The following is a 24264-nucleotide window of genomic DNA, read 5'->3' as shown; positions in this document are numbered from 1 at the left end:
GGCGCGTCCTCCCCGCCGCGCGCGCCGGGGAGACTGACGGCCCGTCGGTCCAACCGGTGTACGCGTCACCGGTACGGCGGTAGCCGTACCGGCCGCCCGCGTACCCTTTCCCGGATGAACGCCAGCGACCGCACCCCCGCCGACCTGCTGCGATCCGCTCTCACCGCGGACCCGGCCCGCCCCTTGATCACCTTCTACGACGATGCCACCGGTGAACGCGTCGAATTGTCGGTGGCCACCTTCGCCAATTGGGTGTCCAAGACCGCCAACCTGCTCCAGGGCGACCTGTCCGCGGAGCCGGGCGACCGGCTGGCGCTGCTGCTCCCCGCGCACTGGCAGAGCGCCGTCTGGCTGCTCGCCTGCTCCTCGGTCGGCGTGACCGTCGAGATCGGCGGCGACCCGGCGGCGGCCGACCTCGTGGTCAGCGGCCCCGACCCCGACGCGCTCGCGGCGGCGCGCGCGTGCACCGGCGAGCGGGTGGCCCTCGCGCTGCGCCCGCTCGGCGGCCGGTTCCCGCAGCCTCCGGAGGGGTTCGCCGACTACGCCGTGGAGGTGCCGGGCCAGGGCGACCGCTTCGCGCCGTACGCCCCGGTGGACCCGGCCGCGCCCGCGCTCCGTGTCGGCGGTACGGAGCTGACCTCGGCCGCGCTGGTCACGCGGGCGCGCGCGGACGCCACGGAGCGCGGGCTCGGGCCCGGCTCGCGGCTGCTGTCGGGGCTCGGGTACGAGAGGTGGGAGGGGCTGTCGGCGGGGCTGTTCGCACCGCTCGCGGCGGGCGGGTCCGTCGTCCTGTGCCGCCATGTCGACAAGCTCTCGGCGGCGGGGCTCGCGGAGCGGGTGGCCAGTGAACGGGTGACCGACAGCCTCGTGTGACCGGCCCCTTCTTCCGCTTTCCTCCCCCTTCTCCCCCTCCTTCTTCCCTCCTTCTTCACCGCAGGGTTTCGCGGTTAGGGCGCCGTGACCAAACCGCAGCACATGATCGGCGAAACGTGCAACGCACAGCACAACCAAGCGTGGTGCTCGCCCGTCTACGACAGCGACCGGCGGCCTGTGTGTGTCGCCGACGCCTTGAAGGATGGACGAAGACGTGACCGAAAGTGCTGGCACGCCGCCCGAACCGGAGAAGAAGTCCACGGATTCCACCACTCCGGAGGACACCGAGAAGACCGAGGCGGGCACCGCACTCCGTACCGACAGCACGAGCGACAGCACGAGCGACAACGCGACCGACAGCACGGCGGAGGACAGCGCGGAAGAGGCGAAGGACGCGAAGGACGCAGAAGGCCCGGAAGGCCCGGAGGACAACGATGCCGGGACCGCCGCCGAACCGCCCCGCCGCAAGCGCCGCTGGCTGCGCTGGGTCGCGGCCGGGACCTCCGTGGTCGTGCTCGGGGCCTCCGGCGCCGGCTGGTGGGCCTACCGGAAGCTCGACCGGAACATCACCACCGACACCTCCGCCGCCGCCGAACTCCGTACGTACGAGAAGGAACGCCCCACCCCGGTCGCCCTGGACGCGCAGAACATCCTGCTGATCGGCTCCGACAGCCGGGCCGGCAAGGGCAACAGCAAGTACGGGCGGGACGAGGGCGGTTCGCAGCGCTCCGACACCGCGATCCTGCTGCATCTCGCCGCCGACCGGGAGAGCGCGACGGCCATGTCGATACCGCGCGACCTGATGGTGGACATACCGGGCTGCCGCTCCTCGGACGGCGACCGCACGGAGGCGCAGTTCTCGCAGTTCAACTGGGCTTTCCAGTTCGGTGGCGCCGCGTGCACCATCCGCACGGTCGAGAAGCTCACCGGCATCCGCGTCGACCACCACATCGTGATCGACTTCAGCGGCTTCGAGGACACCGTGGACGCGGTCGACGGGGTCGAGGTCTGCCTGAAGGAGCCGGTCGACGACGTGCAGGCGCATCTCAAGCTCCCCGAGGGCCGGCAGAAGCTCACCGGCGAGCAGGCGCTCGGTTACGTACGGGCGCGGCACGGCATCGGGGACGGCAGCGACACCCAGCGCATGGACCGGCAGCAGCGTTTCCTCGGCGCCCTGTTCAAAAAGGTGCAGAGCAACGGGGTGCTGCTCAATCCGACGCGGCTCTATCCGGTACTGGACGCGGTGACGAAGTCCATCACCACCGACGCGGGGCTGAACAGCCTCGGCGACCTGTACGACCTGGCGGGCTCGATGCGGGGCGTGCCGACGGAGAAGGTCCAGTTCCTGACCGTGCCCCGGCAGCCGTACACCCTGGACCCCAACCGCGACGAACTCGTCGAGTCCAGCGCACGGAAGCTCTTCGAGCGGCTGCGCGACGACGAACCCGTCGAGATAGCCACGACCGCCGCGCCCTCGGACTCCGCGTCGGACTCCGCGTCGGACTCCGCGTCGGACTCCGCGTCGGACGCGAAGACCGAGCCGAACGCGTCGTCACCGTCGCCGTCGGAAACGAGTTCCCCGTCCGCGAACTCGTCCAGCGCCTCGGACCCTTCCGGCGCCCCCTCTCCCCGCACGACTCCGGCACCCACTTTCACGGGCTCCAATGCCGAGAAGGGCATGTGCGGGTAAAGCAATGGGCAAGGAGAAGCGCACACTCCATGGAGATTGGGCAGATTGCCCGCTTGTAAGGAGTGAGGAATTTGTCACGGGCGTCGCTTGACGTTGAACTAGGCGGATAGTGTGACGCGATCCGGTGCATCCGGCCGTTTGGTCGCGCACTGCTGGATCGAAAACCGAGCGCCTTCGGGGAAGGCGACTCGCGTGGCACCGACGGAGGATTCAGGCAACCGTGGATGCGCAAAGCCGTGGGCAGTCGGACGGAATCGACCCCGCCGACCAGTGGGTCCTCAATCCGCAGACAGGTAACTACGAGCTGCGACTGGACCACTCCGAAGGGCAGTCACCGGCCGCCCCGTCAGGCGCCGCCCCCACCGGCGGCAGAAGAAAGAAACCGGCCCCCGAGAGCGGCTCCGCCACTGCGCCGGGCCCCCGGTCGGGCGGGCGGAGCCGGAACGACGGCGGGAGCGGTAGCGGGGCGCAGCGCGCCGAGGTCCCCGGGCAGCGCAGCCGTCGCGCGGGCAAGGGAGCGGCAGCCGACGCCGCTGCCGCCGCGCCGGGCCGGCGCAAGCGCAAGCCCAAGAAGTCGGGCGGGAAGAAGGCGCTGGTCTGGACGGGCGGGGTGATGGGTTTCGTCCTCGTCGCCGGCTCCGTCGCCGGGTACATCGCGTACCAGCACTTCAACGGCAACATCGCCACGATCGATGTCGAGGGCGCGGGCAGCGGCGGCTTCAAGAAGGACCAGCCCGTCAACATCCTGGTGATCGGTACGGACAAGCGGACCGGCGCGGGCAACGAGGGGTACGGGGACAAGGGCAGTGTCGGCCACGCCGACACCACACTGCTCTTCCATGTCTCCAAGGACCGTTCGAACGCGACGGTGCTCTCCATCCCGCGCGACCTGATCACCGACGTCCCCGACTGCGAGACCAAGACGGAGTCCGGCACCACGGTGATCCCGGGGACGCCGCAGGTCCGTTTCAACACGAGCCTGGGCCAGGACGACCGGGACCCCGGCTGCACGATGCGGACGGTCAAGGAGCTGACCGGCGTCACCGTCGACCACTTCATGATGGCCGACTTCAACGCGGTCAAGACGCTGTCCACCGCGGTCGGTGGCGTCGAGGTCTGTGTCGACAAGGACATCGACGACCCGAAGTCCCATCTCAAGCTGGACAAGGGCAAGACGGTCATCGACGGGGAGCAGGCGCTCGCCTTCGTCCGTACGCGCCACGCCTTCGGTGACGAGAGCGACCTGACCCGGATCCAGACGCAGCAGCAGTTCCTCAGCTCGATGATCCGGACGATGAAGTCCGGCGACACGCTGACCAGTCCGAGCAAGCTGTTCAAGCTGGCGGAGGCGGCCACCAAGGCGCTGACGGTCGACACCGGCATCGGCAGCATCAACAAGCTGAGCGACCTCGCCCAGGAACTCGCCAAGGTCCCGGCCAAGAACATCACCTTCACCACGCTGCCGGTGCTCGACAACCCGGCGGAGGTCGTCAAGGCCACCGTCGTCGTCAACGAGGCCAAGGCGAATCCGCTGTTCGCGATGATGCAGAACGATGTTTCGCTGACCGAGGTGGAAGCGAAGGAGAAGGCCGACAAGAAGGCCGCCGCGAGCAAGCAGGAAGAGCTGCTGAAGGGCGCCAAGGCCGATCCGGCCGACGTGCGGGTCGACGTCTTCAACGGCGGCGGTCCGCAGGGCTCGGCGCAGGAGACGCTCAACTGGCTCCAGAACAGCGAGGGCGTGCTGAAGTCCTCCAACAAGGGCAACGCCCCGGCGAACGTGTCGAAGTCGACGCTGGAGTACGCGCCGAACCAGGCGGACCAGGCGCGCGCCCTCGCGGCGATGATGGGGCTGCCCGCCTCCGCCTTGAAGCCGGGCACGGAGGACGCCGTGGGGCTTGAGGCGATGACGCTGACGCTCGGGGCCGACTTCAAGGGCGCGGGCGTGCCCATCAGCGGATCGGCGAAGGCGCCGGAGGGTGTGCAGAAGGTTGGAGCGGACAAGCAGGTCTGCTCCAAGTGATACGTGAGCACCGGCTCGTACGGCCGGCCTGAGGGGGATCCGGTGGGTACGAGCGGTGTACGGCGGGACGAGGCGCGCGAACGCGGCTCGCACGCCGGGAAACTGGGCTGGGACGACAGCCTGTACGCGGGTGACGAGGCCGGTGGCGAGGGCGCCGGGAACGAGAGGTCGGGGAAGGCCGGGAAGCCCGCCAGGAGCTCGACGAGCGCGACCGACGCGGCGAACGCGGCGAACGCGAGCAACGTGACCGGTGCGAAGGCCGCGGCGGGCGCGGAAGGCACGGAGAGCGCCAAGGCCCGCAGGCCGCTGGCCCGCCGCATACTGCGCTGGGCCACCGCCGTCCTCTCGCTCCTGATACTCGGGACGGCCGGCGCCGGTTATCTGTACTACCGCCACCTCAACGGCAACATCCGCAGCGGCGAGCGCAGCAACAGCTCCAGCGGCCTGGACAAGCCCGCGGCCAACTCGGCGGGCCAGCGGCCCCTGAACATCCTGCTGCTCGGCTCCGACAGCCGTAACAAGCCGGAGAACGTCGAGCTCGGCGGCAGCAAGAGCTCCGTGGGCAGCCCGCCCCTCGCGGACGTCCAGATGCTCGTCCATGTCTCCGCCGACCGGAAGAACGCCTCGGTCGTGAGCATCCCCCGGGACACCCGGGTCGACATTCCCGAGTGCGAGGACACGGAGACCGGCAAGGTCCACCCCGCGACGAACACGATCATCAACGAGACGCTGGCGCGCGGCGGCCCCGGCTGCACCCTCGCCACCTGGGAGAAGCTGACCGGCGTCTACATCGACCACTGGATGACGATCGACTTCTCCGGTGTGGTGAAGATGGCCGACGCGATCGGCGGCGTCGGGGTCTGCGTCAAGGACAACGTCTGGGACCGGCCCCTGCCCGGCGTGCCCGGCGGCTCCGGGCTCAAACTCACGGCGGGCACGCACCAGGTCCAGGGGCAGCAGGCCCTTCAGTGGCTGCGTACCCGGCACGCCTTCGAGAGCGACCTCGGCCGGGCCAAGGCCCAGCACATGTACCTGAACGCGATGATCCGCGAGCTGAAGTCGCAGAACGTCTTCACCGACACCCCCCGGCTGACCGGTCTGGCCGAGGCGGCCACGAAGTCGCTGGAGGTGTCCGAGGAGATCGGTACGGTCAAGAAGCTGTTCGACCTCGCCATGCAGCTCAAGAGCGTGCCGACGAACCGGCTCACCATGACGACGATGCCGACCGTGGTCGACCCGCAGGACGCGAACCATCTCGTCGCCGACGGTGACGCTGCCGACCTGTGGAAGATGGTCCGCGACGACGTGGCCTTCGACAGCAACGGCGACACGGCCGAGGAGAAGGCCGCCGCCGCGGCGGCGGCCAAGCGGAAGCAGGCTGAGGAGAGCACCGTCAAGGAGGCGACCACACCGCCCGCCGAGACCGGTGTGCTCGTCCGCAACGGCACCGGCGGCGCGCAGACCCCCGTGAAGGGCCGCGCCGCCGATGTCACCCAGGCTCTCGTGGCGAAGGGCTACACCCTGGCCAGGGCGGACGCGCAGCTCACGCCGGAGGAGAAGACCACGGTCAGCTACCCGAGCGCCGACCTGGAGGGGAACGCTCAGACGGTCGCCAAGGCCCTCGGCATCCCGACGAGTTCGGTGAAGCGGTCGACGGACGTCTCGGGCGTCACGGTGGTCGTCGGCGCCGACTGGCGCGACGGCTCGTCCTTCCCGAAGGAGAGCGAGCCGGCGGTGGGCGGCGTCCCGGACACGGCGGACGCCCTCAACGGCTCGGAGAAGGAAGCGTGCATGGACGTGTACGCGCCGTACCGCTTCTGATCCACCCACGGGTGCACGCCCGGGTACGGGGCCCGGGTACGGGGACGTACCGCCCGCTTCTGAGCGCCGAGCTGACGCGGGCGGTACGAAGAAGCCCCCGTACGCAGGCGTGCTGCCTGGTACGGGGGCGTCAGGGGCTCGTACGCGGACGGGTTACGCCTCGGCCTCCACCTCGGCCGCCGCCGTACCGGCCGGGCGCGCCGCCGGGCGGCGGCTCGCGATGACCTTCTTCGCCAGCGCCTTCGGGCTGGTGAGGAAGCCGTACCCCCACGACATGTGCATGGTGGCCAGCGCCACCGGGATCTGGAGCCTCGCCTTCGGCGCCAGGCCCTTGCCGGCCGGTACGGAACCGGCCACGATCGCGGCGAGGTAGCCGCCCGGTACGACCAGACCCCACGGTGTGAGCAGCGCACCGACGACGACACCCGCGGCGATGGCGCAGACGGCCGTCGGCGGGGCGAGGTAGCGCAGGTTGATCGAGCCGGAGTGGTAGCGGGCGACGACATGGCGCCAGCGGCCGTACTCCTTGTACTGCTTGGCGAGCGCGCGGACCGAGGGGCGCGGGCGGTACTGGACGCGCAGCTCCGGGGAGAACCAGATCGCGCCGCCGGACTCGCGGATCCGGAAGTTCAGCTCCCAGTCCTGGGCCCGGATGAACTCCTCGTTGTAGCCGCCCAGCCGCTCCAGCGCCTCGCGCCGGAAGACACCCAGATACACGGTTTCTGCGGGGCCCGCCGAGCCACCGGTGTGGAAGGCCGCGTTGCCGACGCCGATCTTCGACGTCATGGCGGCGGCGACGGCGTTCTCCCAGTCGTTCTCGCCCTCGGCGTGCATGATGCCGCCGACGTTCTGCGCGCCGGTCTCCTCCAGCAGCCTGACGGCGGTCGCGATGTAGTTCGGCGAGAGCATGCCGTGGCCGTCGACCCGTACGACGACGGGGTGCCTGGACGCCTTGATCGCCGCGTTGAGCGCCGCGGGGGTGCGGCCCGTCGGGTTGGGCACGGTCCGCACCTGGGCGCGCGCGTGGGAGGCGGTCTCCCGCACCAACTCCGCGGCGATCTCGTCCGTACGGTCCGTGGAGGGGCCCAGGGCGATGACCACCTCCATCTCGCCCTCGTACTCCTGCTCCAGGATGTGCTGGACGGAGTTCCTCAGATGACGTTCCTCGTTGAGCACCGGCATGATCACGGAGACTGCGGGAGGCAGGGCAGGCATGGGGTCCTTCGGGGGCCTTCGGGTTACGGCGGTATGACCGCCCACGTTACCGCGAACGGGGGACAGGGAAGCGCGCCGTCCGGTTGCGGACCGGCGTCGCTGATCGTATGGGCTTACCGTGCTCACGGTCCCCGCTCCCGCCTTGCCCGCCTGTTCACCGCGGAGGTGTCTCTCGTGCCCACGCCGCCCCGCACCACCCGCACCACTCGCACCACCAGCCGTCCGGACGCACGCCGTCGTCCGGACGCGGGGAGAAAAGGCGGGGGAGGAAAAGGCGCGGGGGGAAAGGGCGCCGGGGGAAAGGGCGGGCCGCCCCGCTGGGGGATGCGGATGGCGACGGCCCTCTCCGTCCTGGTCCTGGGCGCGGGCGGGATCGGCCACGCGGTCATGACCAGCCTGGACACCGGGATCGGCCGGATCGACCCGTTCAAGGACATGAAGAACCGGCCGGGCGCGGGGCGCGGGCTCAACCTGCTGCTCGTCGGCACCGACGGCCGCGACAAGATCACGGAGGAGGAGCGGCAGAAGTACCGCCTCGGCGGCGCGCCCTGCCACTGCACCGACACGATCATGCTGGTCCATCTCTCGGCGGACGGAGGCCGCGCCAGCGTGGTGAGCCTCCCCCGTGACAGCTTCGCCGAGCTGCCCGACCACACCGACGCCACCACGGGCAAGCACCACGCCCCGCACCCGGTCAAGCTGAACGCGGCGTACGCGGAGGGCGGGCCGGGTCTGACCGTCCGCACCGTCGAGCACCTGACGGGCGTGAAGATCAGCCACTACCTGGAGGTCGACTTCACCAGCTTCATGAAGACGGTGGACGCGCTGGACGGGGTGGACATCTGCACGACCAAGCCGATGAAGGACTCGTACACCGGGCTCGATCTGGCACCCGGCACGCACCGGATGAACGGCGGCGAAGCCCTTCAGTACGTACGCTCCCGGCATGTCGACAGCGCCGCCGACCTCGGCAGGATGCAGCGCCAGCAGCGCTTCGTCGCCGCCCTGATCGGCCGGGCGACCAGCAGCGGGGTGCTGCTGAACCCGGCCCGGTTCAAGCAGGTCACCTCGACGGTTCTCGGCTCCGTACGGGCCGACGCCGGGTTCGGCGCCGAGCAGATGCTCGCCGTCAACGAGGCGATGCGCGGCTTCTCGCCCTCCTCGTCGGAGTTCACGTCCGTACCGCTGGAAAGTGGCGGCGCCTCGGTCCCGGTCAACGGCGTCGGCGCGACGGTGAAGTGGGACCCGGTGAAGTCGAAGCGGCTCTTCCAGGCGCTGCGCGAGGACAAGCCGCTGACGCCGCCGCGCCGGACGGGGTCAGGTCCCTCCTCCGCGGGGAAGGCCACGGTCGTCGAGGTGAGCCCCGAGGACATCCGTGTACAGGTCTACAACGGGACCCCGGCCGACGGCCTGGGCAAGCAGGTCGACGACGCGCTGCAGGCCACCGGCTTCCGTACGACCGGCTCGCCGCTCACCTCGGACGGCGACGACGTGCGGCGGACGGTGGTGATGTACGACCCGCGCTGGGACCGCTCGGCGAAGTCCCTGGCGGCGGCGCTGCCGGGCAGTGAGCTGCGGGCGGTGAAGCAGCAGGGCGCGACGCTGAAGGTGATGGCGGGGACGGACTACAAGGCGGTGACGCCGGTACGGTCGGAGGAGAACCCGAAGGGGGAGTTCGACGCGACGACCGGCGACCAGGCGGCCTGCCCGTAACCCGCGGTACGGCCCTCATGGGCCCAAACCTCCGAGAGCGCTCCATTCCGGTCAGCATTGCATCAGATTCGCAACGGGCCCGACCCGATTCCCCACCTCCCTGGCTCGGACACAGGCAGGCCCGGCACACTGTTCCGCATGAATGATTGGCCCGATGGGCGGACCGGCGACCGCAACGACCGTTACGGGCGCGGCAGCGGAGGCACACAGCCCGACGGCGCGCGCGTCATGCCGAACGTGCGGCGGGGCGGCGTACCCCAGCAGGCGCCGGGATACGACCAGGGCCAGCGGCAGGGCGCCGGTTACGACAGCGGGTACAACACGGGCCAGGTCTACGGCTCCCCCGAGGGCGGTGGCGGCCAGGGCGGCGGGGGCGGCTCCATTCCGCCGCGGTCCGGCGGGACCCCCGGACCTCGGTACGCGCCCGACTGGGGGCGCCGGATCAAGATCGGCGCGATCGTCCTGGTGGTGCTGCTGCTGGGCACGTCCATCGGTACGTACTTCTGGGCCGACGGCAAGCTCAAGCGCGAGGTCGATCTCTCCAAGGTCATCGAGCGGCCGAGCCAGGGCGACGGCACGAACTATCTGATCGTGGGTTCCGACAGCCGCGAGGGCATGACCGACGAGGACAAGAAGAAGCTCCACACGGGCTCCGCCGAGGGCAAGCGGACCGACTCGATGATGATCCTGCACGACGGCTCGAACGGTCCGACGCTGGTCTCGCTGCCGCGCGACTCGAATGTGACGATCCCGTCGTTCGTGGGCTCGGAGTCCGGCAAGGAGTACCCGAGCACGGGCCGCCAGACCAAGCTGAACGCGGCGTACGCGGAGGACGGCCCGGAGCTGCTGGTCCGTACCGTCGAGTACAACACCGGGCTGCACATCGACCACTACGTGGAGATCGGTTTCGCGGGCTTCGCCAACATCGTGGACGCGATCGGCGGGGTGGAGATGGACATCCCGAAGGCGTTCAAGGACAAGAAGTCGGGCGCCGACTTCCAGGCGGGCACGCAGACCCTCGACGGCGAACAGGCCCTGGCCTTCGTCCGGACGCGGTACGCGTTCGCCGCCAGTGACCTGGACCGTACGAAGAACCAGCAGAAGTTCCTGGCGGCCCTGGCCTCCCAGACGGCCACGCCGGGCACGATCCTGAACCCGTTCAAGCTCTACCCGACGATGGGCGCGGGCCTGGACACCCTGATCGTGGACAAGGACATGTCGCTCTGGTCGCTGAGCCAGATGTTCTTCGCGATGAAGGGCATCACGGGCGGCGACGGGGTCTCCATGAACATGCCGATCTCGGGCAGCGTGGGCGGCAACCTGGTCTGGGACAAGGCGAAGGTCAAGGAGCTGGTGAACCAGCTCAACAACGACGAGAAGGTCACGGTCACCAGCGACTGACACCCGCGTCGTCCACCGCGGCCCCCGCGTCCTCGCCCTCCCGGCGGTGGGAGCGGGGGCCGCGGCGTTTGCGGTACCCGGACGCGCGGGCCCGCCGGCGGACATCACGTACAACCTTCCTCCTGACCGACGCGTCGAATGTGCCGTAGATCAACGCGCGCATGTCCGATGGAGGACCTTTGAGAAAGATCCTGGCCGTGGTGAGCACGGCCGTCGCGCTCTCCGCATCCACACTGATCTTCGCGCCCGGCGCGCAGGCGGCGGAGGTCAGCCTCCGTTCGTTCGCGTGGAGCGCCGAGAAGGACGGCAAGATCCATGTGCTCTACGAGCACTGGGAGCGCAACTCCCTGCCGTCGGACGTCACCGTCCGGATCCGGGAGAAGGGCGGCGACGCGGTGCTCGCCACGCTCGGCCTCAACGACGCCGGGAGCTGCCCCACCGCGTACGACTGCCTGGAGCAGCAGTTCTGGACCGACCCGGTCGAGCTGCCCACGATGGGCGTGTACGCCATCGACCTCGTGGTCAAGGCCGGTACGGCGGGCGAACTCGTCGACCGGGACAACGGTGAGCTGAACTACGGCCTCGCCCCGGAGCTGACCGCCACCGCCGACCGGCAGACCGTGTCGTACGACCACCGCGTGGTCACGGTGAACGGCACGCTCGTCGCGCAGGACCCGAACACGCGTGAGGTCAAGCCGTTCACGGGAGCCAAGGTCTACTCCCGCTACCTGCTGCGGGAGCAGCCGGTGAAGACGGTCGACAAGGCGGGACGTTTCTCCCTGCCGTTCGAGTTCAGCGGTTACGAGACCAACAACACGCAGATCAACGTCTGGTTCCAGGAGAACAGGGCGGAGTTCCCGGTGTCGGTCCACCGGCAGCCCCTGAAGCTGACGGTGGACACCCCCACCGGCTCCGTCACGGCCCCGTACGGCAGCGACGTCCCCACGCGCGGCACGGTGACCCGTACGGCCGACGACGGCACCGAGAAGCCGGCGGGCGGCGTCGGCGTCCTGGTCGGCAGCCGGCACCTCACGAGCACCAAGGAGAACGGCACCTTCACCGGCGCCTTCACCGCCACGACGAACGGTACGACGCGCCTCGACCTCGGCCAGGAGCCGTGGTTCGAGAAGCCCGCCCCGTACCTCTTCCAGGTCAAGACGCCCACCACGAGTACGTTCTCGACGGCCGAGGCCGCTGTGGACAAGTACCGGAAGGTCACCTTCAACGGCAGACTGGACGTCACGTCGGGCTCGTACCCCGCCGGGACGACGGGGCAGGTCTCCATCGACCACTCCCCGGACGGCAAGAACTGGGCGAGCGTGGGCCAGTTCACGGCCGCGTACGGAGCCACGTTCCAGCAGACGGCTCCCACGAAGGGCGTGGCCGACAGCTACTGGCGTCTGCGCCACCTGGCCGCCCCGGGCGTGGAGAGCCGCGTGTACAACCTCGGCCGCGCGTACACCGAGATCCGGAGTGACGACGTCGCGCCCGAGGGCATCCGCAAGGGCACGAGGCTGACGGCCAAGGGCAAGCTGATGCAGAAGTCCGGCACCACCTGGAAGGCGTACGCCGGCCAGAAGGTCCGCGTCTACTTCAAGGCCACCACGCCCGGCGCGGCCTGGAAGGAGCTGGGCAGCGCCAAGACCCTCACGAACGGCACGTTCGGCAAGCAGTTCACGGTGCGGCAGAACGGCACCTGGCAGATGCGCTACGTCGACACGGTGAAGACGCACTACGCCTCGACGGGCCGCGACATCCACGTCGTCATCCGCTAGGGCCTCTCGTTCGGCCCACGCCGGCACCCGCCGGCTTCCCGGCCCCCGGCCCCCGGCGTGACGCCGGGGGCCGCGTGCATGGGGCTGGGGGCTACGGCAGGTTCCTCGCCATCACGATGCGCTGGACCTGGTTCGTGCCCTCGTAGATCTGGGTGATCTTGGCGTCACGCATCATGCGCTCCACCGGGTAGTCGCGCGTGTAGCCGTAGCCGCCCAGGAGCTGGACCGCGTCCGTCGTGATCTCCATGGCCGCGTCCGAGGCGTAGCACTTGGCCGCCGCGCCGAAGAAGGTCAGGTCCTCCTTCGTGGCACCCGCCGTGACGCGTTCGGACCTGGCCGCCGCCGCGTAGGTGAGCTGGCGGGCGGCCTCCAGCTTCATGGCCATGTCGGCGAGCATGAACTGGACGCCCTGGAAGTCACCGATCGGCTTGCCGAACTGCTTGCGTTCCTGGACGTAGCCCTTGGCGTAGTCGAGCGCGCCCTGGGCGATGCCGAGGGCCTGGGCCGCGATGGTGATGCGGGTGTGGTCCAGGGTCTTCATCGCGGTGGCGAAGCCGGTGCCCTCCGCGCCGAGCAGGCGGTCGGCGGGGACGCGGACGTTGTCGAGGTAGACCTCGCGGGTCGGCGAGCCCTTGATGCCGAGCTTCTTCTCCGGGGCGCCGAAGGAGACGCCCTCGTCGGACTTCTCGACGACGAACGCCGAGATGCCCTTGGTGCGCTTCTCCGGGTCGGTGACGGCCATGACCGTGTAGTAGTCGGAGACGCCCGCGTTGGTGATCCAGCGCTTCACGCCGTTGAGGACGTAGTGGTCGCCGTCCCGTACGGCCCTGGTCTTCATGCCGCCCGCGTCGGAGCCCGCGTCCGGCTCCGAGAGGCAGTACGAGAACATCGCGTCGCCCTGGGCCAGCGGGCGCAGGTACTTCTTCTTCAGTTCCTCGGAGCCGGAGAGGATCACCGGGAGCGAGCCCAGCTTGTTCACCGCCGGGATCAGCGAGGAGGAGGCGCAGACCCGCGCGACCTCCTCGATGACGATCACGGTGGCCAGGGCGTCGGCGCCCGCGCCGCCGTACTCCTCGGGTACGTGGACGGCGTGCAGGTCGGATGCGACGAGCGCGTCCAGCGCCTCCTGCGGGAAGCGGGCCTCTTCGTCCACCGCCGCGGCGAACGGCGCGATCTTCGCCTCGGAGAGCGCGCGCACGGTTTCGCGGAGCATGTCGTGCTCTTCGGAGGGGCGGTACAGGTCGAAATCAGCCGATCCGGCCACGGTCTTTCACTCCCCAAGATGCTAACTACCGTTAAGTAACACAATTTTAGACGGCGGTGACGGCCCTGGCATAGGTGAGTTCGCCGACAGCCTTCCCCTGAGGGAGAAGTGCCCCTGCGGAGCGCTCCCGACGCGCGGATATGCTCGGGCCGCACACCGCCCGTCTCTCCTTGGAGCACCCACATGGCCCTCAAGATCACCGTGATCGGCACCGGCTATCTCGGCGCCACACACGCCGCGGCCATGGCGGAGCTGGGCTTCGAGGTCCTTGGGCTCGATGTGGTGCCCGAGAAGATCGAGCTGCTCTCGGCGGGCCGGGTACCGATGTACGAACCCGGCCTTGAGGAGCTGCTGCGCAAGCACGTGGCCGGGATCGAGGGGTCGACCGGGCGGCTGCGGTTCACCATGGACTGGGCGGAGGTCGCGGAGTTCGGCGATGTGCACTTCGTCTGCGTGAACACCCCCCAGAAGCACGGCGAGTACGCCTGCGACATGAGTTACGTCGACGCGGCCGTCGAGAGTCTGGCCAAGCATCTGACCCGGCCCGCGCTGGTCGTCGGCAAGTCCACCGTTCCCGTCGGCAGCGCGGACCGGCTCGCGGCACGGATCGCGGAGGTGGCGCCGGCCGGGCGTGAGGTGGAGCTGGCCTGGAACCCGGAGTTCCTGCGCGAGGGCTTCGCCGTGCAGGACACCCTGCACCCGGACCGGATCGTGATCGGCGTGCGCGGTGCCGGTGGCGCGGAGGCCGAGCGGACGCTGCGCGAGGTGTACGCGACCCCCATCGGCGAAGGCTCGCCCTTCGTGGTGACGGACTTCCCGACCGCCGAGCTGGTCAAGACCTCCGCGAACTCCTTCCTGGCGACCAAGATCTCGTTCATCAACGCGATGGCCGAGGTCTGCGAGGCGGCCGGCGGCGATGTCGTGAAGCTGGCGGAGGCGCTGGGGTACGACGAACGTATCGGGAAGAAGTTCCTGCGCGCCGGGATCGGCTTCGGCGGCGGCTGCCTGCCCAAGGACATCCGGGCGTTCATGGCGCGGGCCGGCGAGCTGGGCGCGGACCAGGCGCTGACGTTCCTGCGCGAGGTCGACTCGATCAACATGCGGCGGCGCGGCCACATGGTGGAGCTGGCACGGGACGCGGTGGGCGCCGACTCGTCGTTCCTGGGCAAGCGGGTCGCCGTACTCGGCGCGACGTTCAAGCCGGACTCCGACGACGTACGGGACTCCCCCGCGCTCAATGTCGCGGGCCAGATCCACCTCCAGGGCGGCCAGGTCACGGTCTACGACCCGAAGGGCATGGCGAACGCCCGGCGGCTCTTCCCGACGCTCGGGTACGCGGAATCGGCGCTGGACGCCGTGCGGGGCGCCCATGTCGTCCTGCATCTGACGGAGTGGCGCGAGTTCCGCGAGCTGGACCCGGCGGTCCTGGGCGCGGTGGCGGCGCGCCCGCTGATCCTGGACGGCCGCAACGCGCTGGACCCGCAGCGGTGGCGCGCGGCGGGATGGACGTACCGCGCGATGGGGCGCCCGCGCGCCTGAGCACGTGCGCTGGCGCGCCTGATCCCTGCGGGGAGCGGGGGGGGAGGCGCGGACGGCGTCAGAGGGGCGCGCCGCCGTCCATGAGTCTCGCCCGGTAGGCGCGCATCTTGGCCCGCGCGCCACAGGCCGACATCGAGCACCAGCGGCCACGGCCGGCCGGGCTGCGGTCGTAGAACGCCCAGTGGCAGTCCTCCGCCTCGCACGCCTTGAGCCGGCTCCACGTACCGTCGGCGGACGCCGCCGCGATGGCCTCCGCGACGCGCGACAGCAGCGCGTCGGGCGCGGTCGCGGGGCGGAGCGACGCCTCGCCCGCCGGGCCGACGGCGACGCGCAGCGGCGCCTCGGCGAGGAGTTCGTCCAGGGCGGCGGTGGAGCTGCCCCGCGGGTGGAGGCCCGCGTGCGCGAGGCAGGCGGTGCGCAGGGCGCCGCGCAGCGCGCGGGCCGCCGGGACGTCGTGTTCGGCGAGGCCGAGGGCGGCCCGGCCGTCCGCCGTGGAGAGCAGGTCGGTGCCCGTCTCGATGTCCAGCGAGTTGATCAGGGACTGGACCAGGGCGAGCCCTCCGGGAGCGGGTGGGCGGTCATTCATGGTTGCGACGTTACCCCCGATGGGGCACCATGCGGTAACGGTTACCCGTTGCAGATGCCTACCAGTAACCATCGGTCGGCATCCGGCAGGTCGCCGCGCCATCCATCGATCCTTGAGGAGCGAACGTCATGGCCATCGCCACACTCGGCAGCATCGTCCTGGACTGCCCCGACCCGCTCGCACTCGCCGGTTTCTACGCCCAGGTGCTGGGGGGTGAGGTCCAGGAGGCCGCGGACGGCGACGACCGCTGGGTCGAGCTGACGGGCGCCCCGGGCCCGCTGCTCGCCTTCCAGGCCGCACCCGGCTTCGTACCGCCCGCGTGGCCCGCGGCCGAGTCCTCGCAGCAGTTCCACCTGGACCTGACGGTGCCGGACCTGGACGTCGCGGAGAAGGCCGTGCTGGCGCTGGGCGCCGTACCGCTGGACACCACGGACCGGAACCGGTCGTTCAGGGTCTACGCGGACCCTGCCGGGCATCCGTTCTGCCTCTGCGCCTCCTGACCCGGCGCCGGTCCCGGCCGGAAGCAGGTCCGGGCCCCGGCCCCCGCCCCGGCCCCCGCCGGGGCGTCAGCCGTCCAGGTCCGTGATCGTCGCCTGCGACGCCGGGCGCTCCCGGCGCAGCGCGCGCGAGACGTCCTCCGCCGCCCGGAGCACCCGGACCGCGTTGTCCCAGGTCACCTTGGAGATGTCGGCCGTCGACCACGTGCGGGCCAGCAGCTCGGCGATCAGGTTCGGGTAGCCGGCGACGTCCTCCAGGCCCTTCGGGGTGAACGCCGTGCCGTCGAAGTCGCCGCCGATGCCGATGTGGTCGATGCCCGCGGTCTCGCGCATGTGGTCGAGATGGTCGGCGACCGTGGCGACCGTCGCGACCGGGCGCGGGTTCGCCGCCTCGAAGTCCTCGTGCACCCGCATCGCGTCGGCGGTCGTGGCCAGCGGGTGCAGGCCGTGCGCCAGCATGTTCGCGTCGGCCTCCCGCGTCCACGCCACCGCCGCGGGGAGGATGAACTTCGGTACGAACGTGGCCATCGCGATGCCCCCGTTGGCGGGCAGCCGCTCCAGGACGTCGTCCGGGATGTTGCGCGGGTGGTCGCAGATCGCCCGCGCCGACGAGTGCGAGAAGATCACCGGCGCGGCCGTCGTGGCGAGCGCGTCGCGCATCGTCGTGGCGGCCACGTGCGAGAGGTCGACCAGCATGCCGACGCGGTTCATCTCGCGGACCACTTCGCGGCCGAAGGGCGAGAGCCCGCCGACCGACGGGGAGTCCGTCGCGGAGTCGGCCCAGCGCAGATTGTCGTTGTGTGTGAGCGTCATGTAGCGCACGCCCAGGGTGTGCAGGGCGCGCAGCGTGGCGAGGGAGTTGTTGATGGAGTGGCCGCCCTCGGCGCCCATCAGCGACGCGACCCTGCCCTGACGCCGCGCGGTCTCCATGTCGTCCGCGGTGAGCGCGCGGGCCAGGTCGTCGGGGTAGCGGTCGAGGAGCCGGCCGACCACGTCGATCTGCTCCAGCGTCGCGCTGACCGCGTCGTCCCCGGCCATGTCGGACCGTACGTACACGGACCAGAACTGGCCGCCGACTCCGCCGCGCCGCAGCCGGGGAATGTCCGTGTGGAGGTGTCCCGACAGGTCCTCGGCGATGTCGAGGCGGTCCAGGTCGTACCGTACGTTCTCGCGCAGCGCCCACGGCAGATCGTTGTGGCCGTCCACGACCGGGGCGTCGGCCAGCAGTGCGCGGGCCGCCGCCAGCAGTTCCTCGGTCCCGGTCCCTCCGCTCTCCCCCGTCTCCCCGGCCTGCTGGGCGGAGGCTTCCGGCGCCGTCACGAGCCGAATCCGAAGTGCTCAGAGCCCGCGACCTTCGCGCGCAGCCGCTGGCCCTTCTCCGTCGCCTGCTGCTTCAGCTCCTGCTGGAAGTCGCGCATCCGGTCCTGGAGCTCCGGGTCGTGCGCCGCGAGGACGCGTGCGGCCAGCAGGCCCGCGTTGCGCGCGCCGCCCACCGAGACCGTGGCGACCGGGACGCCGGCCGGCATCTGGACGATGGAGAGCAGCGAGTCCATGCCGTCCAGGTACTTCAGGGGTACGGGGACACCGATCACCGGCAGCGGGGTGACCGAGGCCAGCATGCCGGGCAGGTGGGCGGCGCCGCCCGCGCCCGCGATGATCGCCTTGAGGCCCCGGCCCGCCGCGTCCTCGCCGTACGCGATCATCTCGTGCGGCATGCGGTGGGCGGAGACGACATCCACCTCGTACGGGATCTCGAACTCGTGGAGGGCCGTGGCGGCGGCCTCCATGACGGGCCAGTCCGAGTCGGAACCCATGACGATGCCGACTATGGGGGACCTGCCCGCGTCAGCGCTCGATGAGGGGCGGTGGCCGGGCGACTGGCGGGCTGTCATTCGGTGATCGTTCCTCTGAGGTAGCCGGCTGCGTGACGGGCGCGCTCCAGCACGTCGTCCAGGTTGTCGCCGTAGGTGTTGACATGCCCCACCTTGCGGCCGGGTTTCACGTCCTTGCCATACATGTGGATCTTGAGCTGGGGGTCCCTGGCCATGCAGTGCAGATACGCCGCGTACATGTCGGGGTAGTCACCGCCCAGGACGTTGCACATGACCGTCCAGGGCGCGCGCGGGCGCGGGTCGCCCAGCGGCAGGTCCAGGACGGCCCGTACGTGGTTGGCGAACTGCGAGGTGATCGCGCCGTCCTGCGTCCAGTGCCCGGAGTTGTGGGGGCGCATCGCCAGCTCGTTGACGAGGATGCCCGGGGTGCCGTCGGCGGACCGGATCTCGAAGAGCTCCACCGCGAGATGGCCCACCACGCCCAGCTCGGCGGCTATGCGCAGCGCCAGCCGCTGGGCCTCGCCCGACAGCTCCTCGGAGAGTCCCGGCGCGGGGGCGATGACCGTGTCACAGACACCGTCGACCTGCTGGGACTCGACCACGGGGTAGGCCACGGCCTGGCCGTGCGGTGAGCGGACGATGTTCGCCGCCAGCTCCCGTACGAAGTCGACCTTCTCCTCGGCGAGGACGGGGACCCCGGCGCGGAAGGGCTCCGCCGCGTCCGCGCCGGACCGTACGAGCCAGACGCCCTTGCCGTCGTACCCGCCGCGCACCGTCTTCAGGATGATGGGGAAGCCGCCCACCTCGGCGGCGAAAGCGGCGGCGTCGGCCGGGTCGGCCACGATCCGGTGGCGCGGGCAGGGCGCTCCCAGCTCCGTGAGCCGTGCGCGCATGACGCCCTTGTCGTGGGCGTGCAGCAGCGCCTCCGGGCCGGGTCTGACGGGGATGCCGTCGGCCTCCAGGGCGCGCAGGTGCTCGACCGGGACATGTTCGTGATCGAAGGTGATCACGTCGCAGCCGCGCGCGAAGTCACGCAGCGTTTCCAGGTCGCGATAGTCGCCCACGACGACCTCGCTCACCACCTGGGCCGCCGAGTCCTGGGGGGTGTCACTGAGGAGCTTGAATCTGAGGCCGAGGGGGATGCCCGCCTCGTGGGTCATACGGGCGAGCTGACCGCCGCCGACCATGCCGACTACCGGGAACGTCACGCACCTAGCGTAGCCGCCGTCCGGACCGGCCCGCCCACTTGTCCACAGGCGCCCTCCGCGAGGGGCCGCGGGGCTGTGGACGGAGGGGCGGGCCCCGGAGGCGCTGGTTAGCATGGTTCGACCGGCGGTGCCGATCAACGGCGGCGCACGCCGATACCGATACCGACCGGACGGGGCTGAGCAGGCAGATGAGCGAACAGGGCGCACTGCGCGTGCGAGTGGGGCGGCTCGTGCGCGAGGCGGCCAAGTTCGGCGCGGTGGGCGGCATGGGTCTGCTGGTCAACCTGCTGGTCTTCAACCTCGTACGGCACACGACGGAGCTGCCCGTGGTCCGGGCCAGCGTCCTGGCCACCGTCGTCGCGATCGCCTTCAACTACGTGGGGTTCCGCTACTTCACCTACCGGGACCGCGACAAGAGCCGCCGCACCCGCGAGCTGACGCTCTTCCTGCTGTTCAGCGTGGTCGGGCTGGTGATCGAGAACGGGGTGCTGTACGCGGCGACGTACGGCTTCGGCTGGGACTCCCCGCTCCAGAGCAACGTGTTCAAGTTCCTCGGCACCGCGATAGCCACGTTGTTCCGCTTCTGGTCGTACCGCACCTGGGTGTTCCAGGCCCTGCCCTCCCCCGACCACACCGAGGGTGGGGTGGAGGGCGCGGAGGAAGCGGCCGACGGGTCGGCCGAGGAGCCCGCGGTCAGCCGCCTGGGCCGCTGACCGGGCGGCGCCTCGCCGACCGGGCGGCGCCTCACCGCGACCTTCGCCTCGCCGACCGGCCGCCGCCTCGCCGCGACCTTCGCCGACCGGCCGTCGCCTCGGGGCAGGACGACGCCCTCAGCGGACCGGACGGTCCGGCTCCTTGTGCGCCGTGCGCGTGCTGGCCTCTCGGCTGAGGAAGAGCGCGAAGATCGGCGGCTGCTGCTGCAGCAGCTCCAGCCGCCCGCCGTCCGCCTCCGCGAGGTCGCGGGCCACGGCGAGGCCGATCCCGGTGGAGTTCCGGCCGCTGATGGTCCGCTCGAAGATCCGCGCCCCGAGGTCCGCCGGTACGCCGGGTCCCTCGTCCGTCACCTCGATCACCGCCTGGTTGCCGGTGACCCGGGTGCGCAGCGCGACCGTACCGCCGCCGTGCATCAGCGAGTTCTCGATCAGCGCCGCCAGCACCTGGGCGACCGCGCCCGGGGTCGCGACGGCCCGCATACCGTGGCGCCCCGAGCAGACGATGGCCCGGCCCGCACTGCGGTAGGCGGGCCGCCACTCCTCGATCTGCTGCTTGACGACCTCGTCGAGATCGAAGGCGACGGCGGAGCCGGTCCGGGGGTCGCGCGCGTTCGTCAGGAGCCGTTCCACCACATCGGTGAGCCGCTCGACCTGCGTCAGCGCGATGGTGGCCTCTTCCTTGACCGTGTCCAGATCGTCGGTGGCGGAGATCTCCTCCAACCGCATGGACAGGGCCGTCAGGGGCGTACGGAGCTGGTGCGAGGCGTCCGCGGCGAGCCGGCGCTCGGCGGTGAGCATCCGCGCGATCCGTTCGGCGCTGGAGTCCAGGACATCGGCGACCCGGTCCAGCTCGGGCACCGCGTACCGCTTGTGGCGGGGGCGCGGGTCGCCGGAGCCCAGGCGCTCCGCGGTCTCCGCGAGGTCGGTGAGCGGCGAGGCCAGCCGGTTGGCCTGGCGTACGGCGAGCAGAACGGCCGCGACGACGGCCAGCAGCGCCACCGCCCCGATGATCAGCAGCGTACGGCCGACCTCGCGGGTCACCGAGGAGCGCGCCTCCTCGACGGTGACGGTCTCGCCCTCCTCGCCCTCCGCCTTCGCGCGGATGACGCTGCCGGACGGGCGCTCACCGATCTCGACGGCCGGCCGGCCGGGGATCTCGATCCGGGCATACCGCTTCTGGTCGACCTGTTCGGAGAGGATCTTGGCGGTGACGCGGTCACCGCCGAGCAGCCGGCTGTCGACGATGCTGACCAGCCGCAGCGCCTCCGAGTCCACGCTCTCCTGGGCGCTGTTGCTGATCGTGCGGGTCTCTACGATGACGAGCGAGACGCCGAAGACCGCGATGACGACGAGCACCACGGCGAGCGTGGAGTTGATCAGGCGACGGCGCATGCTGCCCTCCGGGCGTCAGCTCTTCTCGAAGCCTTCAGCTCTTCTCGAAGCGGAAGCCGACGCCCCGTACCGTCGCGATGTAGCGCGGGTTCGCCGCGTCGTCACCGAGCTTCTTGCGCAGCCAGGAGATGTGCATGTCGAGCGTCTTGGTGGACGACCACCACGTGGTGTCCCAGACCTCGCGCATGAGCTGGTCGCGGGTGACTACCCGGCCCGCGTCCCGGACCAGGACCCGCAGCAGGTCGAACTCCTTGGCCGTGAGCTGTAGTTCCTCGTCGCCCATCCAGGCCCGGTGCGACTCGACGTCGATCCGTACGCCGTGGGTGGCCGGGGCGGGAACGGGGTCCGCGGCACCGCGACGCAGCAGCGCCCGTACGCGCGCCAGCAGCTCGGCGAGCCGGAACGGCTTGGTCACGTAGTCGTCGGCGCCCGCGTCCAGCCCGACGACGGTGTCCACCTCGTCGGCGCGCGCGGTCAGCACCAGAATGGGGATGGTATGGCCTTCGGCGCGCAGTCTGCGGGCGACTTCGAGGCCGTCCATGCCGGGCAGGCCCAGGTCGAGGACGACGAGGTCGACGCCGCCCTGGAGTCCGGCGTCCAGTGCGGTCGGACCGTCCTCACGGACCTCGACCTCGTATCCCTCCCGGCGCAGGGCGCGGGCCAGCGGCTCCGAGATGGAAGCGTCGTCCTCGGCGAGCAGTACACGGGTCATGTGGTGATGGTAGACCGCAAAAGGCGGCAGCCGGGCAGTGCTCGGCGACGGCGGTGGAGACGCGGCCGACCGCCCGGCGCGCGACGGACGAGCCGCGTGCGGGGTACGGCACCGCACCTTCGTCCCTACGGTGCGATCCGATGATCAGCCTTTGAATATAGGCATTCAGTGACATGAAAACCTGTGATCCATCTCTCAGGTCCTTCCATATCACGCTCTGTCGTGCCGTATGGTGGCGAGACGCCTGTAGTACCACCTGAGGACCTTTGGCCTGCTGAGCGCCGAAGGTCCTTTTTATGTGCCAACCCCCCACGAAGGATCGACCCATGGCGTCCAGCCTGACGAAGGATTCGCCCGAGCCACCCGGCGCGCCCGGCGGCACGGAGAAGACCTTCTTCGGCCACCCCCGCGGACTGGCCACTCTCTTCATGACCGAGATGTGGGAGCGCTTCAGCTTCTACGGTATGAGAGCACTGCTCACCATCTATCTGCTGTCCGGCGGACCCGATGCCTCGAAGGGGCTTCAGGGCGGCGGCCTGGCGATGGATCTGGCCACGACCACGGCCATCTACTCCATCTACCTGTCCATGGTCTACCTGCTCGCGCTGCCGGGCGGCTGGCTGGGGGACAGGGTCTGGGGACCGCGCAAGACCGTCACGATCGCGGCCTGCACGATCATGCTGGGCCACCTCACCCTCGCCCTGCCCGGCTCGGGAACGTTCTTCGCCGGCCTGGCGCTGGTGGCGCTCGGCTCGGGCCTGCTGAAGGCCAACATCTCCACGATGGTCGGCCACCTCTACGACGGCCCGAACGACCCGCGGCGCGACGGCGGATTCACCGTCTTCTACATGGGCATCAACATCGGCGCCTTCTTCGCACCGCTGATCATCGGCACCGTGGGCGAGAAGTACAGCTGGCACCTCGGCTTCGCGCTCGCCGCGGTCGGCATGGGCATCGGCCTGGCCGTCTTCCTGCTCGGCACGAAGCACCTCAGCCCGGAGAGCAGCCGCGTCCCCACCCCGCTCTCCCGCGAGGAGCGCGCCACCTGGCTGCGCAAGGGGATGACCTGGCTGCTGATCGCGGCCGTCTTCTACGCCGCCGTCGTCCTCAGCGGCAACTTCACCCTCAACTGGGCGATGGTCCCGCTGACCCTCGCGGGCCTGGCCATCCCGGCCGCCGTACTGATCCGGATCAAGCGCGACAAGGAATTGTCGGCGATCGAGCAGTCCAGGATGTCCGGATACATCTGGTTCTTCGTGGCCGCGGCCGTCTTCTGGATGATCTACGACCAGGGCGGCTCGACGATCCAGGCGTTCGGCACGACGAAGGCGGCCGACTCGCTCTTCGGCCTGTCCTTCCCGACGTCCTGGTACCAGTCGCTGAACCCGGTCTTCATCATGGCGCTGGCTCCGGTCATCGCCTGGTTCTGGCTGTGGCTCAATCGCAGGGGCCAGGAGCCGAGCACGGTCGTGAAGTTCGCCGCGGGGCTGTTCTTCATCGGCGTCTCGTTCTTCTTCTTCCTGATCCCGCTCGCCATGTCGGGCGGAGGGACGCTGGTCAGCCCGATGTGGCTGGTGGGGATCTATCTGATCCAGACCGTCGGCGAGCTGTGCGTCTCCCCGGTGGGCCTGTCGGTGACGACGAAGATGGCGCCGACGAAGTACGCGAGCCAGATGATGGGCGTCTGGTTCCTGGCCGTGACGGCGGGCGACTCGGTGACCGGGCTGCTCTCGATCGGCGGCGTCGACCTGAGCCGTACGGGTGTGGTGGCCCTGGAGGCGCTGCTCGCCACACTGGCGGGGGTCGCGATCTTCATGTACCGCAAGAAGGTCAGGTCGCTGATGGGCGACATCCACTGAGCCGGTGACGTACGGGGACACGAGGAGCCGCCCCGCCGGTGATCGGCGCGGCGGCTCCAGCCGTACGTGAGCTCCGCGCGGACGAGGCTTAAAGCGGCGGGCGGGGGTACGGCGACGCGCGTCAACCCCGAGCGGACCCCTCCGCCCCAACGGG

At 70.4% G+C, this 24264-nt stretch carries 19 protein-coding genes; 11 read left to right on the top strand and 8 right to left on the bottom strand.

Annotated elements, in window-relative coordinates; genetic code table 11:
* The first annotated feature begins 114 nt into the window (after positions 1-114).
* The 4 genes from ACFXPL_RS31710 to ACFXPL_RS31695 all read left to right on the top strand — a co-directional run bounded on the left by ACFXPL_RS31710 (position 115) and on the right by ACFXPL_RS31695 (position 6404).
* On the top strand, positions 115-873 hold the full coding sequence (locus ACFXPL_RS31710) for a TIGR03089 family protein (RefSeq protein ID WP_384926104.1): 759 nt from the start codon (positions 115-117) through the stop codon (positions 871-873).
* A 202-nt stretch (positions 874-1075) separates the two neighbouring features.
* Positions 1076-2563, top strand: coding sequence for an LCP family protein (locus ACFXPL_RS31705; protein WP_384926102.1), 1488 nt, complete (start codon positions 1076-1078; stop codon positions 2561-2563).
* A 220-nt stretch (positions 2564-2783) separates the two neighbouring features.
* Entirely contained in the window at positions 2784-4583 is a 1800-nt protein-coding gene (locus ACFXPL_RS31700) for an LCP family protein (RefSeq protein ID WP_384926100.1), read from the top strand.
* A gap of 42 nt (positions 4584-4625) precedes the next feature.
* On the top strand, positions 4626-6404 hold the full coding sequence (locus ACFXPL_RS31695) for an LCP family protein (protein WP_384926098.1): 1779 nt from the start codon (positions 4626-4628) through the stop codon (positions 6402-6404).
* A 153-nt stretch (positions 6405-6557) separates the two neighbouring features.
* On the opposite strand, the gene ACFXPL_RS31690 is transcribed toward ACFXPL_RS31695, so the two are convergent.
* The gene (locus ACFXPL_RS31690) at positions 6558-7619 is read right to left on the bottom strand and encodes a glycosyltransferase family 2 protein (RefSeq protein WP_384926096.1); all 1062 of its coding nucleotides are present in this window, start codon (positions 7617-7619) and stop codon (positions 6558-6560) included.
* Positions 7620-7943: 324 nt separating this feature from the next.
* Here ACFXPL_RS31690 and ACFXPL_RS31685 point away from each other — a divergent pair, with 324 nt between their 5' ends.
* The 3 genes from ACFXPL_RS31685 (at position 7944) to ACFXPL_RS31675 (ending at position 12508) form a co-directional block, all read left to right on the top strand.
* Complete coding sequence (locus tag ACFXPL_RS31685; RefSeq protein WP_384926094.1) at positions 7944-9332, top strand: LCP family protein; 1389 nt, start codon at positions 7944-7946, stop codon at positions 9330-9332.
* A gap of 138 nt (positions 9333-9470) precedes the next feature.
* On the top strand, positions 9471-10733 hold the full coding sequence (locus ACFXPL_RS31680) for an LCP family protein (protein ID WP_384926092.1): 1263 nt from the start codon (positions 9471-9473) through the stop codon (positions 10731-10733).
* 179 nt (positions 10734-10912) lie between these two features.
* Positions 10913-12508: a hypothetical protein gene (locus ACFXPL_RS31675; RefSeq protein ID WP_384926090.1), complete on the top strand. Its 1596-nt coding sequence runs from the start codon at positions 10913-10915 to the stop codon at positions 12506-12508.
* A 91-nt stretch (positions 12509-12599) separates the two neighbouring features.
* Here the strand turns inward: ACFXPL_RS31675 and ACFXPL_RS31670 are convergent, their stop codons facing one another.
* Positions 12600-13772 (bottom strand): acyl-CoA dehydrogenase, encoded by a 1173-nt coding sequence (locus tag ACFXPL_RS31670; protein ID WP_384926088.1) that lies wholly within the window; start codon positions 13770-13772, stop codon positions 12600-12602.
* 183 nt (positions 13773-13955) lie between these two features.
* Here ACFXPL_RS31670 and ACFXPL_RS31665 point away from each other — a divergent pair, with 183 nt between their 5' ends.
* Complete coding sequence (locus ACFXPL_RS31665; RefSeq protein WP_384926086.1) at positions 13956-15311, top strand: UDP-glucose dehydrogenase family protein; 1356 nt, start codon at positions 13956-13958, stop codon at positions 15309-15311.
* Between the two features lie 58 nt (positions 15312-15369).
* Here the strand turns inward: ACFXPL_RS31665 and ACFXPL_RS31660 are convergent, their stop codons facing one another.
* Entirely contained in the window at positions 15370-15897 is a 528-nt protein-coding gene (locus ACFXPL_RS31660) for a CGNR zinc finger domain-containing protein (protein ID WP_384926084.1), read from the bottom strand.
* Between the two features lie 128 nt (positions 15898-16025).
* Here ACFXPL_RS31660 and ACFXPL_RS31655 point away from each other — a divergent pair, with 128 nt between their 5' ends.
* Positions 16026-16397: a VOC family protein gene (locus tag ACFXPL_RS31655; RefSeq protein ID WP_384926082.1), complete on the top strand. Its 372-nt coding sequence runs from the start codon at positions 16026-16028 to the stop codon at positions 16395-16397.
* 66 nt (positions 16398-16463) lie between these two features.
* On the opposite strand, the gene ACFXPL_RS31650 is transcribed toward ACFXPL_RS31655, so the two are convergent.
* From ACFXPL_RS31650 to ACFXPL_RS31640, 3 genes are all read right to left on the bottom strand, one after another.
* Positions 16464-17642, bottom strand: coding sequence for a dipeptidase (locus ACFXPL_RS31650; protein WP_384926128.1), 1179 nt, complete (start codon positions 17640-17642; stop codon positions 16464-16466).
* Positions 17643-17710: 68 nt separating this feature from the next.
* Complete coding sequence (purE, locus tag ACFXPL_RS31645; RefSeq protein ID WP_384926080.1) at positions 17711-18286, bottom strand: 5-(carboxyamino)imidazole ribonucleotide mutase; 576 nt, start codon at positions 18284-18286, stop codon at positions 17711-17713.
* Positions 18283-19434, bottom strand: coding sequence for a 5-(carboxyamino)imidazole ribonucleotide synthase (locus ACFXPL_RS31640; RefSeq protein ID WP_384926078.1), 1152 nt, complete (start codon positions 19432-19434; stop codon positions 18283-18285). The genes purE and ACFXPL_RS31640 overlap by 4 nt, the downstream gene beginning before the upstream one ends.
* Before the next feature lie 188 nt (positions 19435-19622).
* Here ACFXPL_RS31640 and ACFXPL_RS31635 point away from each other — a divergent pair, with 188 nt between their 5' ends.
* Positions 19623-20147: a GtrA family protein gene (locus ACFXPL_RS31635; protein WP_384926076.1), complete on the top strand. Its 525-nt coding sequence runs from the start codon at positions 19623-19625 to the stop codon at positions 20145-20147.
* A 117-nt stretch (positions 20148-20264) separates the two neighbouring features.
* Here the strand turns inward: ACFXPL_RS31635 and ACFXPL_RS31630 are convergent, their stop codons facing one another.
* Entirely contained in the window at positions 20265-21539 is a 1275-nt protein-coding gene (locus ACFXPL_RS31630) for an ATP-binding protein (RefSeq protein WP_384926074.1), read from the bottom strand.
* 34 nt (positions 21540-21573) lie between these two features.
* Positions 21574-22251 carry a response regulator transcription factor gene (locus ACFXPL_RS31625; RefSeq protein WP_384926072.1) on the bottom strand — a complete coding sequence of 226 codons (678 nt, stop codon included), beginning with the start codon at positions 22249-22251 and terminating at the stop codon, positions 21574-21576.
* 326 nt (positions 22252-22577) lie between these two features.
* On the opposite strand from ACFXPL_RS31625, the gene ACFXPL_RS31620 reads away from it, so the two are divergent.
* Positions 22578-24110 carry a peptide MFS transporter gene (locus tag ACFXPL_RS31620; RefSeq protein ID WP_384926070.1) on the top strand — a complete coding sequence of 511 codons (1533 nt, stop codon included), beginning with the start codon at positions 22578-22580 and terminating at the stop codon, positions 24108-24110.
* Positions 24111-24264 lie beyond the last annotated feature (154 nt).

Origin of the sequence: Streptomyces sp. NPDC059092 (genome assembly GCF_042756365.1) — a bacterium.
Lineage (GTDB): Bacteria > Actinomycetota > Actinomycetes > Streptomycetales > Streptomycetaceae > Streptomyces.
This window is presented reverse-complemented; position numbering and strand designations above follow the sequence as displayed.